The sequence below is a fragment of the Zobellella taiwanensis genome (assembly GCF_003012795.1).
Classification (GTDB): Bacteria; Pseudomonadota; Gammaproteobacteria; order Enterobacterales; family Aeromonadaceae; genus Oceanimonas; species Oceanimonas taiwanensis.
This window is the reverse complement of record NZ_PXYH01000024.1, coordinates 42,250-64,230: the sequence shown is the minus strand read 5'-3', so window position 1 is coordinate 64,230 and position 21,981 is coordinate 42,250. Positions and strand designations below refer to the sequence as shown.

The following is a 21,981-nucleotide window of genomic DNA, read 5'->3' as shown; positions in this document are numbered from 1 at the left end:
CACCGAAATACTGAGAAAATGCATCAAGGCTCATCATGGCTCTCCCAAAAAGGGAGTATCAGATCACAACACGATCTGCGGGTCAAATAGAACGAAGTGTCCAAAAAACGTTCGCGATCTCACCCTGCTTGATGGTGCCTACATGATAAGGAAAGACACATATATTTCACCTTTATGCCAAGGCGTCTCACGTCACTTTCTTCGCGGACTATTTTTTGAATTCTTATTTCATTGGCGGACATGGCGGTACCAGTTATAGCGGTTGTGTCAACAGGCTCGCAGAGGCGAAATTTTTGCGAGCACGGTGAACGAAACGAGCGGGATTGAATTCATAATCGTGAGTTACTTGGCGACAATGTGCTTGTATTTGTATCTTGTAACAAAAACCATAAATAGCCCAACGATAAACAATAATGCGCCAGGGGCCGCACTTGCAATTGACGATTCAGCGCCTAGAAATTTAGCACTCCAGTTAGACTCTCCGGAGATTCCTTGTACAAATAAATATATTCCTCCCAGTATTGATGCTAGGCCAAGCAGCAGACCTATGACTGAATAAACAAGCTGGTATTTTGCTAATATTGCTTGCGTTGCCGGGTCTGTCGATTTATTGATCTGAGACCCATTGACCACGAAGGATCTCTCGTTGGGTTTTGAGCTTTTATCCATTTTTCATTACTCGCGCTTGGCTGGCCTGCCAAAGTTAAGTTCGATTTTTTTGAGGATTGAATCATCAGCCCTAAATCCAATTTTACCATCATTCATAAATACTTCTTTTTTGGCTAGTTCTTCGTTTGTGAGAAATTCAGATAGTCTATTTTTTGTAGTGTTAATGATGCGGGTTGCTAGATCAAATCCGTTTGATTGCTTTGTTAGCTACAACTCACTAGTGACAGAATAATAATAACGCATTGCCAATACCCATAGTCCGATGTTGATTTGCAGCTTCCATGATTTTTTTGATTTGTCTCCACCCAAAACACATAAGCCACTCCAATATTTAAGGTTAGTAACTTTATCTACTAGAGGCACAAGTTCTACGTTTTTTGCATGAATTATTTTGTTGCAGCATTCTCTTAATGAGAGATGGAAGTTTCCCTCTAAAATCGTTGCTAAGCCTGGGTATTTACGACAGCTTTCTTCGTCAGGGCAGTATTCTGGATTGTCCGTAGAGAAATCTGAAAAGTCTTGCATGATTCTGGTTCGGGTTGCACATTGGATTAAGTAATCACTCACAAGTTTCTGCAAATTGTCCCAATACCCTTCTTCAATACCTTGAAAACCGTAAACAGCGCCTTCTGCTTCAGACTGCAAATAATCAAATTCTTTTGAATTATCTAATGTTTCACCTAAAAATCTTACTGTAGAGAGACTTCCGTGAGCCATTTGCTCTAAGAGAAACAAATGCTCCAATATTAGACGGTCATAAATGATATGTGACATAAGCTCCCTAGCTAACATTTTAATACTGCGCATGCGCATATATGCTCTTATGCCAATCCGCTTTGTATCAGAATAATTTCATTACTATCAATAACTTAATGGTATTTCAGGCAAAATTCCAATGTGAAAAACGCGCATGCGCATATTTGTTCCTGGATGTACGCAGAATCTACATTCGACACTTTTTAACTACCTGAATAAAAAAGCTTTATTTTTTCAATGGATGATAAACGCGCAATCCCTGCGGTGATTTCGCGCACCTTTTGGCTGGGTGCCAAATATACTGCATATCCACGGACTTCTGGATGGCTGAATAAGGTGGCAATCATATTCCGCAGCTACGCTACCGCCCGGACGTTTCAGGTCGCCAATCCCTGCCACCACTGTGTTCAAACGTATCTATTCTGGCCGCTGGGATGGGGGAGGGCAATTGCAAAAAGCAGGATGTGGGGGGCAAAACGCTTGAGTGGTGGTTTTGTGAGCGGTTTTGGATGCCGGCCCGGTGGCCGGCATGGCGGGGTTTAGGTAAAAGGCTTACCAGCCGTTTTCGGCCAGCTCCCGGGGGTAGCCGCGCTGGCGGGCCAGGTGCACGGCGGTGGCTTCCACCTTGGCCGGATCCTGGTCGGCGGTGATGGCCAGGGTAGGGGAGAGCGCCGGGGGCCGGCTTGCCGCGGACTGGCCCAGCCAGCCCAGCTCCGCCAGCTTGCCGACGATGCGGTCGGCGGCGATCAGCGCCGAGGAGGCTTTTACGATTTCCACCCGGGCGTAGTGGCTGCCCTCGAAGGACACGTCCGCCGCCCGCAGTTTGGGATCGCTGCCCGGGATCTGCTGGGCGCCGAACAGCGGCTGGCCGGCGGGCTCGGCCCCGGCAAAGGCGGGCAGCAGCCGGGCCAGGTGGGCGATGGCGCCGCGGGTGCGGGCGTCTACGTCCTCGGCCTGCCAGCCCTGGTCGATCTGCCGGCGATAGTGCTCGGGCAGGCGGGGCTGGGCGCTGTCGGCGCCGCTGGCCACCAGGCCGTCCTTGAACAGGGTGATGGCGTCGGTCATGCCGTGCAGCTGGAACAGGCCGCCGGGGTAGGGGGTAAGCTGGGCCATGCCGTCCGGGGTGCCGCGCTCGCCGTGGAAGATCACCTCGGGCCACTGGCCCGGCACCGGCCAGCGGGCCAGGTAGGCGGCCTTGTATTCCACCAGCCGCTGGCGGCGGTAGCCGGCCATGTCGTCCACCAGGCCGGTGCGAAAGCCGCAGGCGTTGACCAAAAAGTCCACCTCGTCCTGCCGTTCGCCGGCCGGCCCCTGGCTGTTAATGCGCCAGCCGCCCTCTACGGGGGCCAGCTCGGTGGCTTTGGTGTTCAGCCGCAGCTCGCAGTGGGGCGAGGCGGTCAGCGCCAGGGTGGCGGTGGCGGCCATGCGGAACAGGCTCCAGCCGTATTCCTGCACCAGCACCAGGGGGAACTTGAGCCGGTCCGGATCCAGCCGCTGGGCCAGGGGCACCAGCCAGTCGTCCGGGCGCTGGGCCCGCTCGGGCAGGGGGCGGTGGGCCAGGGCCTCGAATTGTTCCCGGTCGTAGCAGCGGTAGTAGTCTTCGGGCTCGCCCAGCACCCGGTTGGCCGGGTCTTGTGCCACCAGCCGGCGGTATTCCTCCGCCAGCAGGGCCAGGCGCGGCAGCAGGGCGTTCGGGTCGCCCGCGTCGGTCACCGGCACCGCCACTACTGTGGGGCGGCGGTTGATGCAGTGGGGGTAGGCGCGCACCGAGGCGATGGACTGGCGCAGCAGCGCCAGGCACTGGTCGTCACTGATTTCCCGGTAGAGGTTGCCGCCCGCGTGCAGGTGGCAGATGGGCGGGCCCTTTACCAGGCCGTCGCTCGCCTCCAGCAGCAGGCTGTCAATGCCCAGGTCGGCCAGGCGCAGCGCCACCGTGGCGCCGGCCACGCCGCCGCCCAAAATGCCGACCCGCAGCGGGCCGTGGGCGGTGGCGTTACAGCAGGGTGATGTCATTTGGTCTCTGTCGTTTATCGCAGGCCGGCGCCGCCCCTCCCTGGCGGCGCGGGCGGGGTTAAATTTGGTGAGCTTCCAGCTCCTTCAGCATGTCGCCCACCAGGGCCAGCCGGGCCTTGGCGTCCTGGCTGGGAATGGCAAAGCGCAGCTTGGTCGGGCCTTCCATCCTGTAGATGCGCGGCTGGCTTTGCAGCAGGCCCACCAGGTAGCCGGGGTCGACTTTCGCATCCTGGCCAAAGGCGAGGGTGCCGCCCTGGGGGCCGGCGTCGATTTTCTCTATGCCGAGCCGGCTGGCCCTGAGCTTGAGCCCGGCCAGGGCCACCAGGTTCTTGCCCGGCTCCGGCAGCAGGCCGAAGCGGTCAATCAGCTCTACCTGCAGCTCGCGCAGGGCGGCGTCGTCCTCGGCGGCGGCAATGCGCTTGTACATGGACAGGCGCATGTTCACGTCCGGAATGTAGTCGTCCGGCAGCAGGGCGGGCAGGCGCAGCTCTATTTCGGTTTGCGATCGCAGCAGCTGATCCAGGGCCGGCTCCTTGCCGGACTGCAGCGCCTTCACCGCCTGCTCCAGCATCTCCATATAAAGGCTGAAGCCGATGGCGGTGATCTGGCCGCTCTGCTCCTCGCCCAGCAGCTCGCCGGCGCCGCGGATCTCCAGGTCGTGGGTGGCCAGGGCAAAGCCCGCGCCTAAATCCTCCAGCGCGGCAATGGCCTCCAGCCGCTTCTTGGCGTCGGGGGTCATCCGCTTGGGATGGGGGGTGAGCAAATAGGCGTAGGCCTGGTGGTGGGAGCGGCCCACCCGGCCGCGCAGCTGGTGCAACTGGGCCAGGCCCAGCTTGTCGGCCCGGTCCATGATGATGGTGTTGGCGCTCGGCACGTCGATGCCGGTTTCGATGATGGTGGAGCACAGCAGCAGGTTAAAGCGCTGGTGGTAAAAGTCGGACATCACCCGTTCCAGCTCGCGCTCGCGCATCTGGCCGTGGGCGATGGCGATGCGCGCCTCGGGCACCAGGGCGCGCAGGGCGTCGGCGCTGTTCTCTATGGTCTGCACCTCGTTGTGCAGGTAATACACCTGGCCGCCGCGCTTGAGTTCGCGCAGTATCGCCTCGCGCACCAGGGCCGGATCGTGCTCGCGCACAAAGGTCTTTACCGCCAGCCGCTTGGCGGGCGGGGTGGCGATAATGGACAGATCGCGCATGCCGCCCATGGCCATGTTGAGGGTGCGGGGAATGGGGGTGGCGGTCAGGGTGAGGATGTCCACGTCGGCGCGCAGCGCCTTGATCTGATCCTTCTGCCGCACCCCGAAGCGGTGCTCCTCGTCCACGATCAGCAGGCCCAGATCCTTGAACTTCACTTCCTGGCTCAGCAGCTTGTGGGTGCCGATCACAATGTCGATGCTGCCGTCGGCCAGGCCGGCCAGCGCCTTGTCCTGCTCCTTGCCGGTTTTGAAGCGGCTGATCATTTCCACCCGCACCGGCCAGTTGGCGAAGCGGTCGCGGAAGTTGTCGTAGTGCTGCTGGGCCAGCAAGGTGGTGGGCACCAGCACCGCCACCTGCTTGCCGCCGTGCACCGCCACAAAGGCGGCGCGCATGGCCACCTCGGTCTTGCCAAAGCCCACGTCGCCGCACACCAGCCGGTCCATCGCCTTGGGCTGGGTCATGTCGGTGAGCACGGCGTTGATGGCTTTCAGCTGGTCGTCGGTTTCCTCGAAGGGGAAGGCGTCGCAGAACTGGCGGTAGGCGCTCTTGTCGTGGGTCACGGCCTGGCCCGGCTTGGCGGCCCGGCGGGCGTACACGTCGAGCAGCTCGGCGGCCACGTCGCGCACCTTTTCGGCGGCCTTGCGCTTGGCCCTGGCCCAGGCGTCGTTGCCGAGGCGGTTGAGGCTGGGGTCGTCGGCGCCGCTGTAGCGGCCCACCAGGTGCAGGGCGGTCACCGGCACATAGAGCTTGTCGCCGCCGGCGTATTCCAGGGTCAGGTATTCCGACTTCATGCCGCCGGCGTCCAGGGTCTGCAGCCCCATATAGCGGCCCACGCCGTGATCCAGGTGCACCACCGGCTGGCCGACGGACAGCTCCGCCAGGTTGCGGATCAGGGTGTCCGGGCTCAGGGCCGTGGATTTTTCCCGCCGCCGGCGCTGGATCACCCGGCCGCCGAGCAGGTCGCCCTCGCACACCAGGGCGAAGTCATCCTTCAGCACAAAACCCTGGGACAGGGGGCCGATCAGCAGGCCGAGGCGCTCGTCGCCGGCCGCAAAGCGGCCCAGGCTCTCCACCGGCCAGGGCTTGAGCGGGCTGCCCGCCAGCAGCTCCACCAGCGCCTCTCGCCGGCCGGCGCTTTCCACCGAAAACAGCACCCGGCCGGGGAATTGTTCGCAAAAGGCCAGCAGCCGGGCCAGGGGCTCGGTTTTCTGGTGCTCTACCTCAAGCTCCGGCAGGGGCGCCACCGGGGCGTTGATCCGGTCGCCCTTTTCCAGCACCGGGGTCTGGCTCAGTTGCAGCCGGGGCCAGTGGTTGAGCCGGTGCAGCAGTTCGTCGGGCCTGAGGTAAAGCTCTTCGGGGGCGAGCAGCGGGCGCAGCAGGTCGTGGCGGCGGTCTTCGTAGCGGCCGGCCACCTCCTGCCAGAAGGTCTCGGCGGCCTCGAGCAGCTCGCCCAGGCCCAGCACCAGCAGGGGATCGGGCAGGGAGTCGAACAGGGTCTGGGTCTGTTCGAAAAACAGCGGAAAGTAATATTCGATGCCGGGCGGAAACTGGCCCTGGCTTACCCTGTGGTAGAGCGCCTCGGGCTCGTTGCGCAGGGCAAAGCGCTCCCGGTACTGGCCGCGAAAGCGTTCGATGGCGGCGGCATCGGTGGGAAATTCCCGCGCCGGCAGCAGCCGGATCTGCTCCACCTTGTCCCTGGAGCGCTGGGTGTCGGGGTCGAAGGGGCGCAGGGTATCGATTTCGTCGTCGAAAAAGTCGATGCGCACCGGCTCTGCCGCCCCCATGGGAAAGAGATCCAGCAGGGCGCCGCGGGCGGCGAACTCGCCGTGCTCCAGCACCTGGTCCACCGCCCGGTAGCCGGCCTGCTCCAGCCGTTGGCGCAGGGCGTGCAGGTCGAGCCGGTCGCCGGTGTTCAGCAGCAGGCTGTTCTGCTCCAGCCAGGTCCGGGGCGGGGTGCGCAGCATCAGGGTGGTCACCGGCACGATCAGCAGGCCCCGTTGCAGGGCCGGCAGGCCATACAGGGTTTCGAGCCGCCGGGAGAGAATGTCCCGGTGCGGTGAAAACTGGTCGAAGGGCAGGGTTTCCCAGTCCGGGAACAGGTGTACCGGCAGGGCCGGGTCGTCGGCCAGCAGGTGGCTTACTTCCTGCTCCAGGCGCAGGGCGGTGGGGGTGTCGGGCACCACCAGCAGCACGGCACCCGCGTGCTGGCGCACCTGCCCGGCGATGGCGAGCGACAGGCTGCTGCCGATAAGCCCGCCCAGGCTGGCCCGGGGGCGGGGAGTGGGGCATGGAATGGCAATCATGAGGCTGGGTTTTGATCCTGTTGGGCGCGCTGCTCGGCGCGGGCCTTGAGTTGTTTGGCCTGCAGTTGCAGGCTGGCGCGGATCAGGGCGTCCCTGTCCTGCTCGCGGATGGCGATAAAGTCGCAGCGGTAGTGGCCGGGCTCGGCGTCGGCAAATATCCGGCCGTAGCAGAACACCGCCACTGACAGCTCGGGCAGGAACAGCTTGACCGCCACCGCCTGGCCGTCGGTCAGCGGCTGACGCGCCACAAAGCGAAAGCCGCCGCCGCCCAGGCTCAGGGTGTGGTGGCGCTGGTCCGGGCTGTCCTGGCCGGCGAGCACATAGCTCAGCACCAGGTCGATTTTGCGCGACTGCTGGTTGATCACCTCCACCAGCTCGGCGGCGTGCTCGTCCAGGTTGCGCAGCAGCCGGGCATTATTGGTATCGATGCGGGTCACTTCGCTGATAAGCTTGAACGGCGCCGGAATGCGGGCCTCCAGGCTGGCTTCGTCGGGAATGCTTTCACCGTCGGCCAGGGGCACCAGGTTGACCTGGGCCTGGTAATCGACGCTGAAATAAGGATCTGCCATGCTGTGCTGCTCTTGTTGCGTCATGCTCGAGCCTTTATTATTCCGCAACTTGCGGGTGACGTAAAACCCTTTGAAAAACGGATGATTAGACCATGTTTCAACCCCTGACGCTGATGCTGGGCCTGCGCTATGCGGGCGCCCGGGGGCGGCGCAGCTTTGCTTCCTTCGTGTCCGGCTTCTCGACCGTCGGCATTTTGCTGGGGGTGACCGCCCTGATCCTGGTGTCGGCGGTGATGAACGGCTTTGAGCAGCAGCTCAAGGATCGCATGCTGGGGGTGATTCCCCATGTGCTGGTGACCCAGGAGTCGCGCCGGCTGGCCGACCCCGCCGCCCAGGCGGCGCGCTTTTACGGCCACCCCCAGGTGCGGGCCTCGGCCCCCTTTATCCGTGCCGAGGCCATGCTGCAGGGGCCGGGCCATCTGACCGGCGCCGAGCTGTACGGGGTGGTGCCGCAAACCCCGGCCGATGCCCTGCTGCACAGCCTGGACCCGCGCACCCGGGAGTATTTTGAGTATCTGCCCTACGGCCTGGTGCTGGGCAGCGGCCTGGCCCGCAGCCTGGGCGTGGGGCCGGGCGACGAAGTGCGGGTAACGGTGACCGAAGGCAGCCGCTTTACGCCCCTGGGCCGGGTGCCGAGCCAGCGGGTGTTTACCGTGGTCGGTACCTTCAGCACCGGCAACGACGTGGACGGCCAGGTGGCCCTGGCCCGGCTGGAGGATGCCGCCCGCCTGCTGCGCTACGGCGAGGGCGAGGCTTCGGGCCTTCGCCTGTGGCTCGAGGATCCTTTTGCGCTGGCGCAACTGCCGGCCCTGCCCGAGGGGCTGGTGTACGACAGCTGGCAGCAGAGCCGGGGCGAGCTGTTCCAGGCGGTGGCCATGGAAAAGCGGCTGATGAGCCTGATGCTGGCGTTGATCATCCTGGTGGCGGCCTTCAACATTCTGTCTGCCATGGTGATGGTGGTGACCGACAAGGAGGCCGAAATCGCCATGCTGCAAACCCTGGGACTCAGCCGGCCCAAGGTGATGGCGGTGTTCATGATCCAGGGCGGCTTCAGCGGCGTGCTGGGCAGCCTGCTCGGCTTTGCCCTTGGGCTCTTGCTCAGCACCAACCTGGACGCCGTGCTCAATGTGCTCGGCATCAACTTTTATTCGTCCGCCGGTGGCAGCCAGTTGCCGGTGCTGCTGTTGCCCGGGCAACTGCTGACCATTCTTCTTTCCACCCTTGTCCTGTGCGTGCTGGCCAGCCTCTATCCGGCCTGGCGGGCGTCACGGGTGCAACCCGCCGAGGCGCTGCGTTATGAATAACCCCCTGTTGACGGTTGAACACCTCACCAAAACCCATCAGGACGGGGAGCGGCCGGTGCATATTCTGGACGGCGTCAGCCTGTCCCTGAACGCCGGCGAAAGCCTGGCGGTGGTGGGCAGTTCGGGCTCGGGCAAGAGTACCCTGTTGCACCTGCTGGGCAGCCTGGACACGCCGAGCGGCGGCCGGGTGCTGGTGGAAGGGGAAGACCTGCACCGGCTGCCGGGCCGGGCCCAGGCCCGTTTTCGCAACCGGAAGCTGGGCTTTGTTTACCAGTTCCATCACCTGCTGGGGGAGTTCAGCGCCCTGGAAAACGCCGCCATTCCGCTGCTGATCGCCGGCCGGCCGGTGGCCGAGGCAAAGGCGCGGGCCGAGGCCCTGCTGGGCCGGGTGGGCCTGGGCCACCGGCTGGAGCACAGGCCCTCGGCCCTGTCCGGCGGCGAGCGCCAGCGGGTGGCCATCGCCCGCGCCCTGGTCAACAATCCCCGCCTGGTGCTGGCGGACGAGCCCACCGGCAACCTGGACGCCCACAGCGCCGCCGAGGTGTTTGCCCTGCTGGCCGAGCTGCAGAGCGAGCTCGGCACCGGCCTGGTGGTGGTGACCCACGATCTGGCCCTGGCCGCCCGGCTCGATCGCCAGGCCCGGCTGGTGGACGGCAAACTGCGGGAGCAAGGCTGATGTTCCGTCCCCTGAGCGTTTACCTGGGCTGGCGCTTCAGCCGGTCCAAGCGGCGCAACCGCTTTATTTCCTTTATTTCGGTGGCGTCCATCCTCGGCATCGCCATCGGGGTGGGCGCCCTGATCCTGGGGCTGTCGGCCATGAACGGCTTCCAGCGCGAGCTGGAAAACCGCATCCTGTCGGTGCTGCCCCACGGCCAGCTCCACGCCGCCGAGGCGCCGGTGTCCGGTTGGCGCGATATGCTCGATGCCCTGGAAGCGGCTCCCGGCATCGAGGCGGCGGCACCCTTTGTGCCGCTGGAAGGGCTGCTCAGCAAGGGCGCCAAGCTCAAGGCGGTGCAATTGCAGGGCGTACTGCCCGAGCGGGAGTCGCGGATTTCGGCGCTGGCGCCGTTTCTGGACGGCGCCGGGCTGGCCGCCCTGCGCCCCGGCGAGCAGGGGCTTATCCTGGGCCAGGCCATAGTGAAGCAGCTGGGGCTGAGGCTGGGCGACAGCGTCTCGCTGCTGTTGCCCGCGCCCGGAAGCCAGGGTTTTGGCTCGCCCCGCCGGCACAGCTTTACCCTGGTGGGCATATTGCGCCTGGGTGGCCAGCTCGACACCGTGCTCGGCTATACCCACCTGGCGGATGCCCAGGCCCTGCGCGGGCTGGAGGACAGGGTGAGCGGTTTCCACCTGCGGGTGGATCAGGTGCTGGCCGCCGATACCCTGACCATGAACGCCGCCATGCCGCTGCCGGCGCCTTTCTATGTGAGCAGCTGGATGCACAGCCAGGGCAACATCTACCGGGACATCCAGCTGGTGCGCACCCTGATGATAGTGGTGCTGCTGCTGGTGATGGCGGTGGCCAGCTTCAATATCGTGTCCACCCTGGTGATGGCGGTCAACGAGAAGAAGGGCGACATCGCCATCCTCAAGACCATGGGTGCCGGTCCCTGGCAGATCCGCGGCGCCTTTGTGGTGCAGGGCATGCTCAACGGGGTGGCCGGCGTGGTGGTGGGCGGCCTGCTCGGCGGTGTGCTGGCGAGCCGGCTGTCGGACATGGTGGCGGGTTATGAGCGGCTCACCGGGCACCGGCTGCTCAACCCCGAGGTGTACTTTATCGATTTTATCCCCACCGAGTTCCACTGGGCGGATCTCTGGCTGGTCACCGGCTCGGCCCTGGTGCTGATCTTCATCGCCACCCTCTACCCCGCCTGGCGCGCCGGCCGGCTGCTGCCGAGGCAACTGCTGGGAGAAGCTTAATTTGGAGCGCAGGCGGCCCGCCTGCGCTCCATGTTGGGCAAGCCCTTACGGTTTTCTGCTCTGCCGCCGCAGCCACCAGGAGAACAGCACCTTGGCGCGCCAGCCCAGTTGCACCAGCAGCCAGCCGAGCAGGGCCGAGGCCAGGCCCAGCAGCAGGGCGCCGGTGAGCAGGGGCAGGGCGGCGGCGAGGGCTTCCTGCTCCAGCGGCCCGTCCAGGTCCAGCTCGGGCGAGCCCAGCAGGTGGGCGCCGAAGCGGTAGGCCAGGTAATACATGGGCGCCAGGGTCACCGGGTTATTGACCCAGACCATGGCGATGGCCAGCGGCAGGTAGCCGCGCAGGCCCAGCGCCAGGGCCACCGCCGCCAGGGTGTGCATGGGCAATGGCAGCCAGGCGGCGAACAGGCCGGCACCCACCGCGACGGCGGCGGAATGACGGTTGCAGAACCAGCAGTCGGGATCGAGCAGGCGTTCGCCAAACAGCGCCAGCACCTTGTGCTGGCGCAGGGTGTCCTGGCTCGGCATCTTGCTGCGCAGCCAGTGGCGCAGCATCACCGGCTCCGGCGCCGGTGTTTCCACTGGCGGGAAATCGACCAGCGCCACAGGCCGTGGATGGTCATGAAACCGGTGGCGGCGCTGACCAGCCCCAGCACCAGGCAGCCGAGCAAAAAGGGCGGCCCGGCGGTGCTCATGGCCCCGGCCAGCCAGCTCAGGCTGACCTCGAAATGTTCGTAGTGGTGGGGCTTGCCCAGCAGAAAGGAACCCAGCCGGTAGGCAAAGTAGAACATGGGCGGCATGGTCAGGGGATTGGTGAACCACACCAGCACCACCGACAGCGGCAGGTTGACCCGGAACAGCATGGCGCCGAGGGCCGACACCACCATCTGGAAGGGGATCGGCAGCCAGGCGCAGAACAGGCCCACGGCAAAGGCACCGGCCGCCGAGTGGCGGTTCAGGTGCCAGAGGTTGGTGTCGTGCAGCCGGCTGCCGAGCCGGCTCAGGTATTTGTGGTTCTTGATGGTCCCGGGGTCGGGCATCAGGCGTTTAAGGGTCTTTTTTGGCATCTGCTCCAGGTCCGCAATACTTATCGGATGGACAAGCGGCTGTTCTTCTTTTGCGCCGGCGTTTCCAGCCTCCTGATCTGGCCCTGGTTGCCCGCCCGGGAGTGGTGGCTGGCGCTGGCCCTGCTGAGTGTCGTGGGCTGGCGCTCGCGGCCGGCCCTGGCCTGTTTTCTGGCGGGCCTGGCCTGGGCTTTATGCTTTACTCACTGGCAGCTCGGCTGGCTGCAGCAACCCGGGCTGGTGGGGCATAATCAACTGGTGGTGGGCCGGGTGGCCGAACTTCAGCAGCGTCAGGATGGCTCCAATCGGCTGATTGTCAGTCTGAAAAGCCTTGATGGTCAAGAACTTTCACCCCGGCCCCAGGTGCTGCTGAGCTGGTATGGGGACGCGCCGCCACCCGCCCGGGGCGAAGGTTTCAGCGCCATTACCAGGCTGTATCCGCCCCACAGCCTGGCCAATCCGGGCACCTTCAACAGCGCCCGCTGGCTGCTGGGCCAGGGGATCAGCGCCCGGGGCTACCTGTCCGCCACCCTGTCGCGTCAGCCGGTGCCGGTGGCGCCCCGGGAGCGGCTGCTCGAGCGTTTTCGGCGGGCCACGGAGGGCCTGGCCTCGGCGCCCTGGCTGCTAGCCCTGAGCTTTGGCGAGCGCGGCGGCTTGTCGGCGACGGACTGGGAGATGCTGCGCGCGCTCGGCATCAGCCACCTGTTCGCCATTTCGGGCCTGCACATCGGCCTGGTGGCAGGGCTCGGCGTACTGGCGGGACGGTTGCTCGGCGGGCGGCGCGGCGGCTGGCTGGCGGGGGCGCTGCTGGCCTTCGGCTATGCCTGGCTGGCGGGGTTTGCGGTGCCGACCCAGCGCGCCCTGGTAATGCTGTTGTTGTGGCTGGGCCTGGCCGCCTGGGGCCGGTTCTGGACCGGCCGGCGCATCCTGTTGCTGGCCATGGCGCTGTTGCTGCTGGGAATGCCCTGGCTGGTGCTGAACCAGGGTTTCTGGCTGTCGGTGCTGGCGGTGGCGGCCCTGCTGTTGCTGGCCGGCGGCGGCGGATGGCGGCTGCTGCGCCTGCAACTGGGGCTGACCCTGCTGTTGCTGCCTCCGGTGATGCTGTTGTTCGGCGGCGTCAGCTGGCTGTCGTTGCTGGCCAATCTGGTGTTGATACCGCTGTTTTCGCTGCTGCTGATCCCCCTGTTGCTGCTCGCCTGTGTCTTGCTGGTGCTCTGGCCCGCCCTGGTCGGGCCGCCCCTGGCGCTGCTGGATCTGATTTTCAGCCGGCTGATGGCGCTGCTGCACGCGCTGGCATCGGGCTGGTCGCCCTGGCTGGCGCTGTCGGCCACCAGCCAGGGATTGGTACTGCTCGTCCTGTTGCTGGGTCTGTGCCGGCTGTTGCCGGGCGCCGACCGGTTGCTGCCGGCGGCGGGTTACCTGCTGCTGCTGGCGCTCTGGCCCGGGCCGTCCTGGGAGGTGCGGGTACTGGATGTGGGCCAGGGATTGTCGGTGCTGGTGACCCAGGGCCAGCGGGCGCTGCTGTACGACACCGGCAACCGTTTTCCCTCCGGCTTCAATATGGCCGACGCCGTGGTCCTGCCGCTGCTGACCCGGCTCGGCCTGGAACGGCTCGATTACCTGGTGATCAGCCACGAGGACAGCGACCACAGCGCCAACCGGGATTACCTGGCCGAGCGGCTGGCGCCCGCCCATCGTTGGGGCGCCTGGCAGGGCAGCCAGCATTGCCGCGCCGGCCAGCAGGCCCGCTGGGGAGCCCTTACCCTCAGGGTGCTCTGGCCGCGGCAGCCGGGCGGACATCGCAACAACGACTCCTGCGTGCTGCACATCAGCGACGGCCGCCGCAGCCTGCTGCTCACCGGCGACATCGAGGCCGGCGCCGAGCGGGCGCTGCTCTCGAGCGGCCAGGCGCTGGCCGCCGACCTGCTGATAAGCCCCCATCACGGCAGCCGCAGCTCTTCCACCGTCGCCTTTATCCGGGCGGTGGACCCGGCGCTGGTGGTGCATACCGCCGGTTTTGCCAACCGCTGGGGCTTTCCGTCGGCCGAGGTGAGCGCCCGCTTCAGGCGAGCGGGTGTGACCCAACTGGTCACCGGCGAGGAGGGCATGATCCACCTGGTGGCCGGCCCCGATGGCTGGCGCCGGCAGGGGCGGGGACGGCCCGGCCCCTGGTATCATCGGCTCAACGCTTGGTTGAACGAGGCGAAGCCGCTAGAATAGCGCCTTGTTTTTCAAGGCAGAGACCTTATGTCCCAAGATGCACACTCCTCTTCCTGGCCGGTGCTCAAGCGCCTGCTGGGCTATGTCAGGGAGCGCAAGCTCGGCCTGGTGGCGGCCATCATCGGCATGGCCGGCTATGCCGCCGTCGACACCACCTTTGTCTATTCCATCAAGCCGCTGATCGACGAGGGCCTGACCGGCCAGGATCCGAACGTCCTGAAGTGGATGCCGGTATTTGTGATCGGTATCGTCTTTTTGCGGGGGATCTGTACCTTTCTTTCCGGCTATTGCATGGCCTGGGTCGGCAACCACGTGGTGCTGTCCCTGCAACAACAGGTGTTCAACAAGCTGATGGCGATGCCGGTGGCGTTTTTTGATCGGCATAACACCGGCAACCTGCTGTCGAAGGTGACCTACGACGCCTCTCAGGTGTCGTCCGCCGCCAGCTCCACCCTGGTGACCCTGGTGCGCGAGGGGGCCACCGTCATCGGCCTGCTGGGGCTGATGTTCTACCATTCCTGGCAACTGTCGCTCATCTTCTTTATCGTCGGCCCGGTGGTGGGGGTGATGATAGCGGTGATCAGCCGGCGCTTTCGCCGCATCAGCAAGGGCATGCAGGCGGCCATGGGCAACATCACCAGCAGCACCGAGCAGATGCTCAAGGGCCACAAGGAAGTGCTGATGTTCAACGGCCAGGAGGTCGAGGCCCGGCGCTTTTTCAAGGTCAGCAACAAGGTGCGCCAGCAGAACATGAAGATGGTGGCGGCGGATTCCATCGGCACCCCATTGGTGCAGGTGATCGCCTCCACCGCCCTGGCCATCTTGCTGTTTGTGGCTACCTTCGAGGACATTCAGCAGGAGCTGACCCCGGGCACCTTTACCGTGATCGTCACCTCCATGATGATGCTGATGCGCCCGCTCAAGAGCCTGACCCAGGTCAACGGTCCCTACCAGCGCGGCATTGCCGCCAGCCAGAGCCTGTTCGAGCTGCTCGACAGCGAGGCGGAGCAGGACAATGGCCGGCGCGAGCTGGGCCGCGCCCGGGGCGACATCGAGTTTCGCGGGGTGACCTTCTGCTATCCCACCAAGGATCAGCCGGCCCTGCGCGACGTCAGTTTCAGCCTGTCCCCGGGCAAGACCATCGCCCTGGTGGGCCGCTCCGGCTCCGGCAAGAGCACCATCGCCAGCCTGCTGACCCGGTTCTACGATATCGACCAGGGCGAGATTCTGCTCGACGGCGTGGATATCCGCGAATACCGGCTGAGCGACCTGCGCCGCCAGTTCGCCCTGGTGTCCCAGCATGTGCACCTGTTCAACGACACCATTGCCAACAATATCGCCTATGCGGCCCAGGGCGAGTACAGCCGCGAGCAGATCATGGCGGCGGCCAGGGTGGCCTATGCCGACGAGTTCATCCAGAAGCTGGATCAGGGCTACGATACCGTGATCGGCGAAAACGGCGCCAATCTCTCCGGCGGCCAGCGCCAGCGCATCGCCATCGCCCGGGCCCTGCTGCGCAATGCGCCGCTGCTGATCCTGGACGAGGCCACCTCGGCGCTGGATACCGAGTCGGAGCGCCATATCCAGGCGGCGCTGGAAGAGTTGCGCAAGGACAGGACCGCCCTGGTCATCGCCCACCGCCTCTCGACCATCGAAAGCGCCGATGAAATCCTGGTGATCGACGAGGGCCGGGTGGTGGAACGGGGCAGCCACGCCGAGCTGCTGGCGTGCCAGGGCGCCTACGCCCAGCTGCGCAGTATCCAGTACGGCGAGCCCTGATGCGGGCCTGGTATCGCCGGTCCGCCTGGCTGTGGCTGCTGGCGCCCTTCAGCCTGCTGTTTGCCCTGGCCAGCGGGCTGCGCCGCCGGCTCTACCGTTACGGTTGCCAGGCCCGGTACCGGGCGCCGGTGCCGGTGATCGTGGTGGGCAACCTCACCGTGGGTGGCAACGGCAAGACGCCGCTGGTGGTCTGGCTGGTGGAATGGCTGCGCGGCCAGGGCTACCGCCCCGGGGTGATCAGCCGGGGCTACGGTGGCAAGGCCGCCGCCTATCCCCTGGTGCTGAACGAGACGACCTCCGCCGCCGAGGCCGGCGACGAGCCGGTGCTGATATACCGGCGCACCGGCTGCCCGGTGGTGGTGGGGCCCAACCGGCGCGAGGCCGCGGCCCGCCTGGCGGCGCTGGGCGCCGACATCATCGTCAGCGACGACGGCCTGCAGCATTATGCCCTGGCCCGGGATATCGAACTGGTGGTGGTGGATGGCAAGCGCCGTTTCGGCAACGGTTTTCTGCTGCCCATGGGGCCGCTGCGGGAAGGTCGCTGGCGGCTGGAGACGGTGGCCGCGGTCATTAACAATGGCGGCCCCTGCGCTCCCGGTGAATACCTGATGACGCTGGCCCCCGGCCCCCTGCAGCCGGTGAGCGGTAAAGGAAAGCCCCCGAAGCCGGGTAGCCGGGTGCACGCCCTGGCCGGCATCGGCCATCCGCCCCGTTTTTTTACCACCCTGGCGGAACAGGGTTTTATACTGGAGCGGCAGCTGGCGCTGGGGGATCATCAGGCGGTTACGCCCGCGCAACTGGCCGGGCTTGGCCAGGCCCCGCTGCTGGTGACCGAAAAGGATGCGGTCAAGTGGCCTGGCGGCCACGACGACTGCTGGTATTTACCGGTGGACGCCCGTCTGCCGACCGAATTTGAACATCTGTTGCTTAGCCGACTTAAGGAGCTCAACCATGGCGATTGACGCCAAGCTGGTGGAAATTATTGCCTGCCCGGTATGCAAGGGCAAACTGCAGCTGGACCGGGAACACAACGAGCTGGTCTGTCGTTTCGACCGGCTGGCTTACCCCATTACCGAAAACATCCCGGTGCTGCTGGAAAGCCGGGCCCGCAAACTGGACCTGGACGAGTTGCCCGGATGAACTTCGTGGTGGTGATCCCCGCCCGCTACGGCTCCAGCCGGCTGCCGGGCAAGCCCCTGGCCGATATCCACGGCAAGCCGATGATACTGCGGGTGGCCGAACAGGCCCGGCTCAGTGCCGCCAGCCGGGTGGTGGTGGCCACCGACGACGGGCGCATCCGCGATGCCCTGGCCGGCAGCGGGGTGGAGGTGTGCATGACCCGGGCCGATCACGAATCCGGCACCGAGCGGCTGGCGGAAGTGGTGGAGCAACTGGGGCTGGCGCCGGACGAGATAGTGGTCAACGTGCAGGGTGACGAACCCCTGTTGCCGCCCGAGCTGGTGGATCAGGTGGCGGGCCTGCTGGCGGCCAGCGATGCGCCCATGGCAACCCTGGCCACGCCGCTGACAACGGCGGCCCAGTGGCAGGATCCCAACGTGGTCAAGGTGGTGCACAGCCTGGCGGGCAAGGCCCTGTACTTCAGCCGCGCGCCCATTCCCTGGGACAGGGACGGCGCGGCGGCGGGGGCCCCCGGGCTCGGCGCCTGCCTGCGCCATATCGGCATTTACGCCTACCGGGCAGGGTTTGTCCGCCGCTACCTGGAATTACCGGCCAGCCCGTTGGAGCAGCTGGAAAAACTGGAGCAGCTGCGGGTGCTCTGGCACGGCGAGGCCATTGCTCTGGCCCGGGCTTGTGTCGAGCCGCCTCCCGGGGTCGATACCCCCGAGGATCTGGACGCGGTACGGCGCCTGCTGGCCGGCCAGGGCCGACAAAATTAACTGCAAGAAAAAAGATAACGGGGTACATTCCCCGCCACAGGGCGGCCCGGCCGCCACAAAAGGAAACGTCTGAGGAACCATATGATTACCCTGGGTGAATACATCGTCAAGAAACAAGCTGAATACCCCAGCGCCACCGGCGAGCTGTCGTCTCTGCTGTCTTCCATCCGCCGCGCGGCCAAGGTGGTCAACCGGGAGATCAACCGGGCCGGCCTGGTGTCCGACATCATCGGCGGCAGCAGCGGCAGCGAGAATGTGCAGGGGGAAGTGCAGCAGAAGCTGGATGTGTTCGCCAACGATCGCTTCAAGGCGGCGCTGGAAGCCCGGGGCGAGGTGTGCGGTATCGCCTCGGAGGAAGAGGACGACTTCGTCGCCTTCGACAGCGAAAACCACTCCAACGCCAAGTATGTGGTGTTGATGGACCCCCTCGACGGCTCTTCGAACATCGACGTAAACGTTTCCGTAGGGACCATCTTCTCCATTTACCGGCGTATCAGCGAGCCGGGCCAGCCGGTGACGCTGGAGGACTTCCTGCAGCCGGGCATCAACCAGATTGCCGCCGGCTACGTGGTGTACGGCTCCTCCACCATGCTGGTATACACCACCGGCCACGGGGTGCACGGTTTTACCTATGATCCTTCCCTCGGCTCCTTCTGCCTGTCCCACGAGAATATCCGCATTCCCGAGGAAGGCACCATCTACTCCATCAACGAAGGCAACTACATCAAGTTTCCCGATGGCGTGAAAAAGTACCTCAAGTATTGCCAGGAGAAGGACGACGCCAGCAAGCGCCCCTATACCTCCCGCTATATCGGTTCATTGGTGTCCGACTTCCACCGCAACATGCTCAAGGGCGGTATTTATATCTATCCGTCCGGCACCAGCGCCCCCAACGGCAAGCTGCGCCTGTTGTACGAGTGCAACCCCCTGGCGTTCCTGGCCGAGCAGGCGGGCGGCAAGGCGTCCGACGGCTTTCGCCGGATTATGGAAATCAAGCCCACTTCCCTGCACCAGCGTACGCCCTATTTCATCGGCTCCACCCGCATGGTGGACAAGGCCGAAGAGTTTATGGCCCAGTATTCGGCGCCGGACAACGACCGCTAACGGACGACCATGATGTTCAGGGCGCTGCGGCGCCCTTTTTGATGCCTGCAACCCGATGAAGAGCGCTTTGATCGGGATCAGGATCCGGCCCTTGAAAGGTCCGGCGGGCGGTCAATACTTATTACCTGGAGGCGGCGACGGCGCCGTCATCAAGGAGCAAGGTTATGGCACCGAAAGAACTTACTTCATCCCGGCTGGCCCCCTGGAACTGGTTCCGCCACGAGCAGGACGACGCCATGCCCATGGTCGGCAACGATCAGGACGCCCATCCCATACTGCGCCTGCAGCGGGAAATGGATCGGCTGTTCGAACACAGCCTGCGCCGCTTCGGCAGCGATCCCCTGCTCTAGGACTGGCCCTCGCCGGCCCAGTTCAAGCCCAGCCTGGACATCAGCGAGCGCAACGACAGCTACCTGATCAGCATGGAGATACCCGGCACCCGCAAGGAAGACATCAGCCTGGTGCGCGAGGGCGACAAGCTCATCATTCGCGGCGAAAAAAAACATGAACATGAAGAAAAAAGCGACAAGCTGCACCGTATCGAGCGCAGTTACGGCCACTTCCAGCGGGTGCTCACCCTGCCGGCCGACGCCGAGGACGAAGGCATAGACGCCGAATTCAAGGACGGCGTGCTGAAGATAAGGGTACCGCGCAAGCCCCAGAGCACGAGCAAGAGTAAAAACATCAACATCGCCGGCTGAGGCCCGCCACCATAGGCCACAAAAAAGGCCGGCATAATGCCGGCCTTGTGGGTTCTGAATCGCGCTGTGCGCTTACTTCTCGACCTGGGTCCTGAAGTCGCGCTGGGCGGCGCCGGTATACAGCTGGCGCGGACGACCGATCTTCTGCTTGGGATCGGAGATCATTTCGTTCCAGTGGGACATCCAGCCGACGGTGCGGGCCAGGGCGAAGATCACGGTAAACATGGACGTGGGAATACCGATGGCCTTGAGGATGATGCCGGAGTAGAAGTCCACGTTCGGGTACAGCTGGCGATCGATAAAGTACTGGTCGGACAGGGCGATGCGCTCCAGCTCCATGGCCACGTCGAGCAGCGGATCCTGGATTTTCAGGTCGTCCAGCACTTCGTGGCAGGTTTCGCGCATGACCTTGGCTCGGGGGTCGAAGTTCTTGTACACCCGGTGGCCGAAGCCCATCAGGCGGAAGGGGTCGTCCTTGTCCTTGGCCTTGTCGATGTACTCGGGGATGCGATCGACCGAGCCGATTTCTTCCAGCATCATCAGGCAGGCTTCGTTGGCGCCGCCGTGGGCGGGTCCCCACAGGGAGGCGATGCCGGCGGCGATACAGGCGAAGGGGTTGGCGCCGCTGGAGCCGGCCAGGCGTACCGTGCTGGTGGAGGCGTTCTGTTCATGGTCCGCGTGCAGGGTGAAGATGCGGTCCATGGCGCGCTCGACGATGGGGTTGACCTTGTAGTCTTCGCAGGGCACGGCAAACATCATCTGCAGGAAGTTGCCGGCATAGCTCAGGTCGTTGCGCGGATAGACGAACGGCTGGCCGACGGAATATTTGTAGGCCATGGCGGCGATGGTCGGCATCTTGGCGATCAGGCGGTGGGCCGCGATTTCCCGGTGGCGGGGATTGTTGATGTCCATGGGATCATGGTAGAAGGCCGACAGGCCGGCGATTACGCCGCAGACGATAGCCATGGGGTGGGCATCGCGACGGTAACCCTTGAAGAAGGACGACAACTGCTCGTGCACCATGGTGTGGCGCATGATGTTGCGGTGGAATTCTTCGTACTGCTTGGCGGTGGGGGCTTCGCCGTAGAGCAGCAGGTAGCAGACTTCCAGGTAGCTGGCATCCTGGGCCAGTTGTTCGATAGGGTAGCCGCGGTGCAGCAGTATGCCCTTGTCCCCGTCGATATAGGTGATTTCGGAGCGGCAGGAGGCCGTCGCCAGGAATCCGGGGTCGAAGGTGAAGTAACCGTGTGAGCCGAGGGAACTGATATCGATCACATCGTAACCAGCAGTGCCGGAGGCGATAGGAAGCTCGATGGGTTCCTTGCCGGGCAGATGCAGTGTGGCCTTTTGGTCAGCCATAGCACGTCTCCTTTGCTTTTATAATTAGGTCCACGGGTAAGGATTTTTATGCAGTCAAAGTGCATGTGCACTCATCATCACCTCCCATGGTGCGGGCATATTGAAAACAGAAGCGGGGGGCAATGTCAATTTTCGTCGGCCGGGCCTACAGGCCGTTAACCCGGTTGTGCGATCGACTTTACATATTTGGCAATTGTTTCAGGGCCTTCATTGTAATTATTTTCCCCCCTCCTTATACTGGCCGCCGAGGGTATAGGATGCAGTTGTGGCCATGCTGCAGATGCAGACCTCCGCTCCCGGGCAGCAGTCGGGCAGGGGTGGCGGACCATGCATTTTCGGCCATGTCCTCATTTCATATACCCGGGCAATATCTGTTAAAACAATAACTAACGTGCTCAATGGAGCTAGTGGGCAAGACCGTGACTAAAAAACAGAGACCTGTAAACCTCGACCTACGGACTATTCGCCAACCTGTCACCGCTATCGCATCCATCCTCCACCGGGTTGCCGGTGTCATCACGCTGTTTGCACTCGCCATCCTGATGTGGCTGCTCAGTGAATCCCTCTCTTCCGAGCAGGGCTTCCAGGCGGTCGTGGACATCCTTGACGGTTTCTTCGTCGGGCTGATCCTCTGGGGTGTGCTGACTGCGCTGGCCTATCACATAGTGGGCGGCATTCGCCACCTCATTATGGACCTGGGCTACTGTGAGGAGCTGGAGTCGGGTGCGCTGAGCGCCAAAGTGGCGTTCGGTGTGACAATCTTTTTGTCACTGCTGGCGGGGGTACTGGTATGGTAACCAATTCTGCAACCTTTGGCCGCAGCGGCGTGCACGACTTCATGTTGATCCGTGCGACTGCTGTAATTCTTACCTTATACACCATCTACCTGGTGGGGTTCATCGCCTTCAACGACATCACCTATGATGTCTGGACCGGCTTCTTCGACAGGACCTTCACCAAGGTGTTCACCCTGCTGGCCCTGTTCAGCGTGCTGATGCACGGCTGGATCGGTGCCTGGCAGGTGCTGTCCGACTACGTCAAGCCCGCCTTCTGGCGTGGCCTGGCCCAGTTCGGCGTGGTGGTGTTGCTGCTGGTGTATCTGCTGACCGGCATCGTTGTCCTGTGGGGTGTATAA

21 protein-coding genes are annotated in these 21,981 nt (G+C 63.8%); 13 read left to right on the top strand and 8 right to left on the bottom strand.

Going from position 1 to position 21,981, the window contains the following annotated elements; translation table 11 throughout:
• Positions 1-342: 342 nt before the first annotated feature.
• The 5 genes from C7I36_RS17335 to C7I36_RS14730 all read right to left on the bottom strand — a co-directional run bounded on the left by C7I36_RS17335 (position 343) and on the right by C7I36_RS14730 (position 7,530).
• Positions 343-669, bottom strand: a complete 327-nt coding sequence (locus C7I36_RS17335) for a hypothetical protein (RefSeq protein WP_146137344.1) — start codon at positions 667-669, stop codon at positions 343-345.
• 207 nt (positions 670-876) lie between these two features.
• Positions 877-1,443 carry a hypothetical protein gene (locus tag C7I36_RS17330; RefSeq protein WP_146137343.1) on the bottom strand — a complete coding sequence of 189 codons (567 nt, stop codon included), beginning with the start codon at positions 1,441-1,443 and terminating at the stop codon, positions 877-879.
• 534 nt (positions 1,444-1,977) lie between these two features.
• Complete coding sequence (locus C7I36_RS14740) at positions 1,978-3,438, bottom strand: FAD-dependent oxidoreductase (protein WP_106454453.1); 1,461 nt, start codon at positions 3,436-3,438, stop codon at positions 1,978-1,980.
• A gap of 58 nt (positions 3,439-3,496) precedes the next feature.
• Positions 3,497-6,937 (bottom strand): transcription-repair coupling factor, encoded by a 3,441-nt coding sequence (mfd, locus tag C7I36_RS14735; RefSeq protein ID WP_106454452.1) that lies wholly within the window; start codon positions 6,935-6,937, stop codon positions 3,497-3,499.
• Positions 6,934-7,530 (bottom strand): PilZ domain-containing protein, encoded by a 597-nt coding sequence (locus tag C7I36_RS14730; protein WP_245880132.1) that lies wholly within the window; start codon positions 7,528-7,530, stop codon positions 6,934-6,936. Before C7I36_RS14730 ends, mfd begins: the two co-directional genes overlap by 4 nt.
• Positions 7,531-7,598: 68 nt before the next feature.
• On the opposite strand from C7I36_RS14730, the gene C7I36_RS14725 reads away from it, so the two are divergent.
• The 3 genes from C7I36_RS14725 to lolE are packed head-to-tail and all read left to right on the top strand — an operon-like array spanning position 7,599 to position 10,727.
• Entirely contained in the window at positions 7,599-8,810 is a 1,212-nt protein-coding gene (locus C7I36_RS14725; RefSeq protein ID WP_106454451.1) for a lipoprotein-releasing ABC transporter permease subunit, read from the top strand.
• Positions 8,803-9,486, top strand: coding sequence for a lipoprotein-releasing ABC transporter ATP-binding protein LolD (gene lolD, locus C7I36_RS14720; protein ID WP_106454450.1), 684 nt, complete (start codon positions 8,803-8,805; stop codon positions 9,484-9,486). Before C7I36_RS14725 ends, lolD begins: the two co-directional genes overlap by 8 nt.
• Positions 9,486-10,727 (top strand): lipoprotein-releasing ABC transporter permease subunit LolE, encoded by a 1,242-nt coding sequence (lolE, locus tag C7I36_RS14715; RefSeq protein ID WP_106454449.1) that lies wholly within the window; start codon positions 9,486-9,488, stop codon positions 10,725-10,727. The genes lolD and lolE overlap by 1 nt, the downstream gene beginning before the upstream one ends.
• Before the next feature lie 45 nt (positions 10,728-10,772).
• Here lolE and C7I36_RS14710 read toward each other — a convergent pair whose 3' ends face one another.
• Both C7I36_RS14710 and C7I36_RS14705 read right to left on the bottom strand, forming a co-directional pair.
• Positions 10,773-11,327, bottom strand: a complete 555-nt coding sequence (locus tag C7I36_RS14710) for a DUF2062 domain-containing protein (RefSeq protein WP_245880131.1) — start codon at positions 11,325-11,327, stop codon at positions 10,773-10,775.
• Positions 11,276-11,788 carry a DUF2062 domain-containing protein gene (locus C7I36_RS14705; protein WP_106454448.1) on the bottom strand — a complete coding sequence of 171 codons (513 nt, stop codon included), beginning with the start codon at positions 11,786-11,788 and terminating at the stop codon, positions 11,276-11,278. The genes C7I36_RS14710 and C7I36_RS14705 overlap by 52 nt, the downstream gene beginning before the upstream one ends.
• A 27-nt stretch (positions 11,789-11,815) precedes the next feature.
• Here C7I36_RS14705 and C7I36_RS14700 point away from each other — a divergent pair, with 27 nt between their 5' ends.
• From C7I36_RS14700 to C7I36_RS14665, 8 genes are all read left to right on the top strand, one after another.
• Positions 11,816-14,005, top strand: a complete 2,190-nt coding sequence (locus tag C7I36_RS14700; protein WP_106454447.1) for a DNA internalization-related competence protein ComEC/Rec2 — start codon at positions 11,816-11,818, stop codon at positions 14,003-14,005.
• A gap of 27 nt (positions 14,006-14,032) precedes the next feature.
• The gene (gene msbA / locus C7I36_RS14695; RefSeq protein WP_106454446.1) at positions 14,033-15,784 is read left to right on the top strand and encodes a lipid A ABC transporter ATP-binding protein/permease MsbA; all 1,752 of its coding nucleotides are present in this window, start codon (positions 14,033-14,035) and stop codon (positions 15,782-15,784) included.
• Entirely contained in the window at positions 15,784-16,746 is a 963-nt protein-coding gene (gene lpxK, locus C7I36_RS14690; protein ID WP_106454445.1) for a tetraacyldisaccharide 4'-kinase, read from the top strand. Before msbA ends, lpxK begins: the two co-directional genes overlap by 1 nt.
• Complete coding sequence (locus tag C7I36_RS14685; protein WP_106454444.1) at positions 16,736-16,924, top strand: Trm112 family protein; 189 nt, start codon at positions 16,736-16,738, stop codon at positions 16,922-16,924. Before lpxK ends, C7I36_RS14685 begins: the two co-directional genes overlap by 11 nt.
• Positions 16,921-17,682, top strand: coding sequence for a 3-deoxy-manno-octulosonate cytidylyltransferase (kdsB, locus tag C7I36_RS14680; protein WP_106454443.1), 762 nt, complete (start codon positions 16,921-16,923; stop codon positions 17,680-17,682). Before C7I36_RS14685 ends, kdsB begins: the two co-directional genes overlap by 4 nt.
• A gap of 81 nt (positions 17,683-17,763) precedes the next feature.
• Positions 17,764-18,786 carry a class 1 fructose-bisphosphatase gene (fbp, locus tag C7I36_RS14675; RefSeq protein WP_181256389.1) on the top strand — a complete coding sequence of 341 codons (1,023 nt, stop codon included), beginning with the start codon at positions 17,764-17,766 and terminating at the stop codon, positions 18,784-18,786.
• Between the two features lie 164 nt (positions 18,787-18,950).
• Complete coding sequence (locus C7I36_RS14670) at positions 18,951-19,136, top strand: hypothetical protein (RefSeq protein ID WP_106454441.1); 186 nt, start codon at positions 18,951-18,953, stop codon at positions 19,134-19,136.
• 33 nt (positions 19,137-19,169) lie between these two features.
• Positions 19,170-19,487 (top strand): Hsp20/alpha crystallin family protein, encoded by a 318-nt coding sequence (locus C7I36_RS14665; protein WP_342749491.1) that lies wholly within the window; start codon positions 19,170-19,172, stop codon positions 19,485-19,487.
• Between the two features lie 72 nt (positions 19,488-19,559).
• Here C7I36_RS14665 and C7I36_RS14660 read toward each other — a convergent pair whose 3' ends face one another.
• Positions 19,560-20,846 carry a citrate synthase gene (locus tag C7I36_RS14660; RefSeq protein WP_106454439.1) on the bottom strand — a complete coding sequence of 429 codons (1,287 nt, stop codon included), beginning with the start codon at positions 20,844-20,846 and terminating at the stop codon, positions 19,560-19,562.
• 407 nt (positions 20,847-21,253) lie between these two features.
• Between C7I36_RS14660 and sdhC the strand changes: the two genes are divergently transcribed.
• Positions 21,254-21,643, top strand: coding sequence for a succinate dehydrogenase cytochrome b556 subunit (sdhC, locus tag C7I36_RS14655; protein WP_245880130.1), 390 nt, complete (start codon positions 21,254-21,256; stop codon positions 21,641-21,643).
• Positions 21,637-21,981: a succinate dehydrogenase, hydrophobic membrane anchor protein gene (gene sdhD, locus C7I36_RS14650; RefSeq protein ID WP_106454437.1), complete on the top strand. Its 345-nt coding sequence runs from the start codon at positions 21,637-21,639 to the stop codon at positions 21,979-21,981. The genes sdhC and sdhD overlap by 7 nt, the downstream gene beginning before the upstream one ends.

Excerpts from the sequence above, each read along its gene's own strand:
- C7I36_RS14700 (WP_106454447.1), top strand. The coding sequence starts at position 11,816 with ATGGACAAGCGGCTGTTCTTCTTTTGCGCCGGCGTTTCCAGCCTCCTG.
- kdsB (WP_106454443.1), top strand. The coding sequence starts at position 16,921 with ATGAACTTCGTGGTGGTGATCCCCGCCCGCTACGGCTCCAGCCGGCTG.
- msbA (WP_106454446.1), top strand. The coding sequence starts at position 14,033 with ATGTCCCAAGATGCACACTCCTCTTCCTGGCCGGTGCTCAAGCGCCTG.
- lpxK (WP_106454445.1), top strand. The coding sequence starts at position 15,784 with ATGCGGGCCTGGTATCGCCGGTCCGCCTGGCTGTGGCTGCTGGCGCCC.
- C7I36_RS17330 (WP_146137343.1), bottom strand. The coding sequence starts at position 1,443 with ATGTCACATATCATTTATGACCGTCTAATATTGGAGCATTTGTTTCTC.
- fbp (WP_181256389.1), top strand. The coding sequence starts at position 17,764 with ATGATTACCCTGGGTGAATACATCGTCAAGAAACAAGCTGAATACCCC.
- sdhD (WP_106454437.1), top strand. The coding sequence starts at position 21,637 with ATGGTAACCAATTCTGCAACCTTTGGCCGCAGCGGCGTGCACGACTTC.
- C7I36_RS14670 (WP_106454441.1), top strand. The coding sequence starts at position 18,951 with ATGGCACCGAAAGAACTTACTTCATCCCGGCTGGCCCCCTGGAACTGG.
- lolD (WP_106454450.1), top strand. The coding sequence starts at position 8,803 with ATGAATAACCCCCTGTTGACGGTTGAACACCTCACCAAAACCCATCAG.
- C7I36_RS14730 (WP_245880132.1), bottom strand. The coding sequence starts at position 7,530 with ATGACGCAACAAGAGCAGCACAGCATGGCAGATCCTTATTTCAGCGTC.
- C7I36_RS14725 (WP_106454451.1), top strand. The coding sequence starts at position 7,599 with ATGTTTCAACCCCTGACGCTGATGCTGGGCCTGCGCTATGCGGGCGCC.
- C7I36_RS17335 (WP_146137344.1), bottom strand. The coding sequence starts at position 669 with ATGGATAAAAGCTCAAAACCCAACGAGAGATCCTTCGTGGTCAATGGG.
- C7I36_RS14685 (WP_106454444.1), top strand. The coding sequence starts at position 16,736 with ATGGCGATTGACGCCAAGCTGGTGGAAATTATTGCCTGCCCGGTATGC.
- C7I36_RS14740 (WP_106454453.1), bottom strand. The coding sequence starts at position 3,438 with ATGACATCACCCTGCTGTAACGCCACCGCCCACGGCCCGCTGCGGGTC.
- mfd (WP_106454452.1), bottom strand. The coding sequence starts at position 6,937 with ATGATTGCCATTCCATGCCCCACTCCCCGCCCCCGGGCCAGCCTGGGC.
- C7I36_RS14660 (WP_106454439.1), bottom strand. The coding sequence starts at position 20,846 with ATGGCTGACCAAAAGGCCACACTGCATCTGCCCGGCAAGGAACCCATC.
- C7I36_RS14705 (WP_106454448.1), bottom strand. The coding sequence starts at position 11,788 with ATGCCAAAAAAGACCCTTAAACGCCTGATGCCCGACCCCGGGACCATC.
- lolE (WP_106454449.1), top strand. The coding sequence starts at position 9,486 with ATGTTCCGTCCCCTGAGCGTTTACCTGGGCTGGCGCTTCAGCCGGTCC.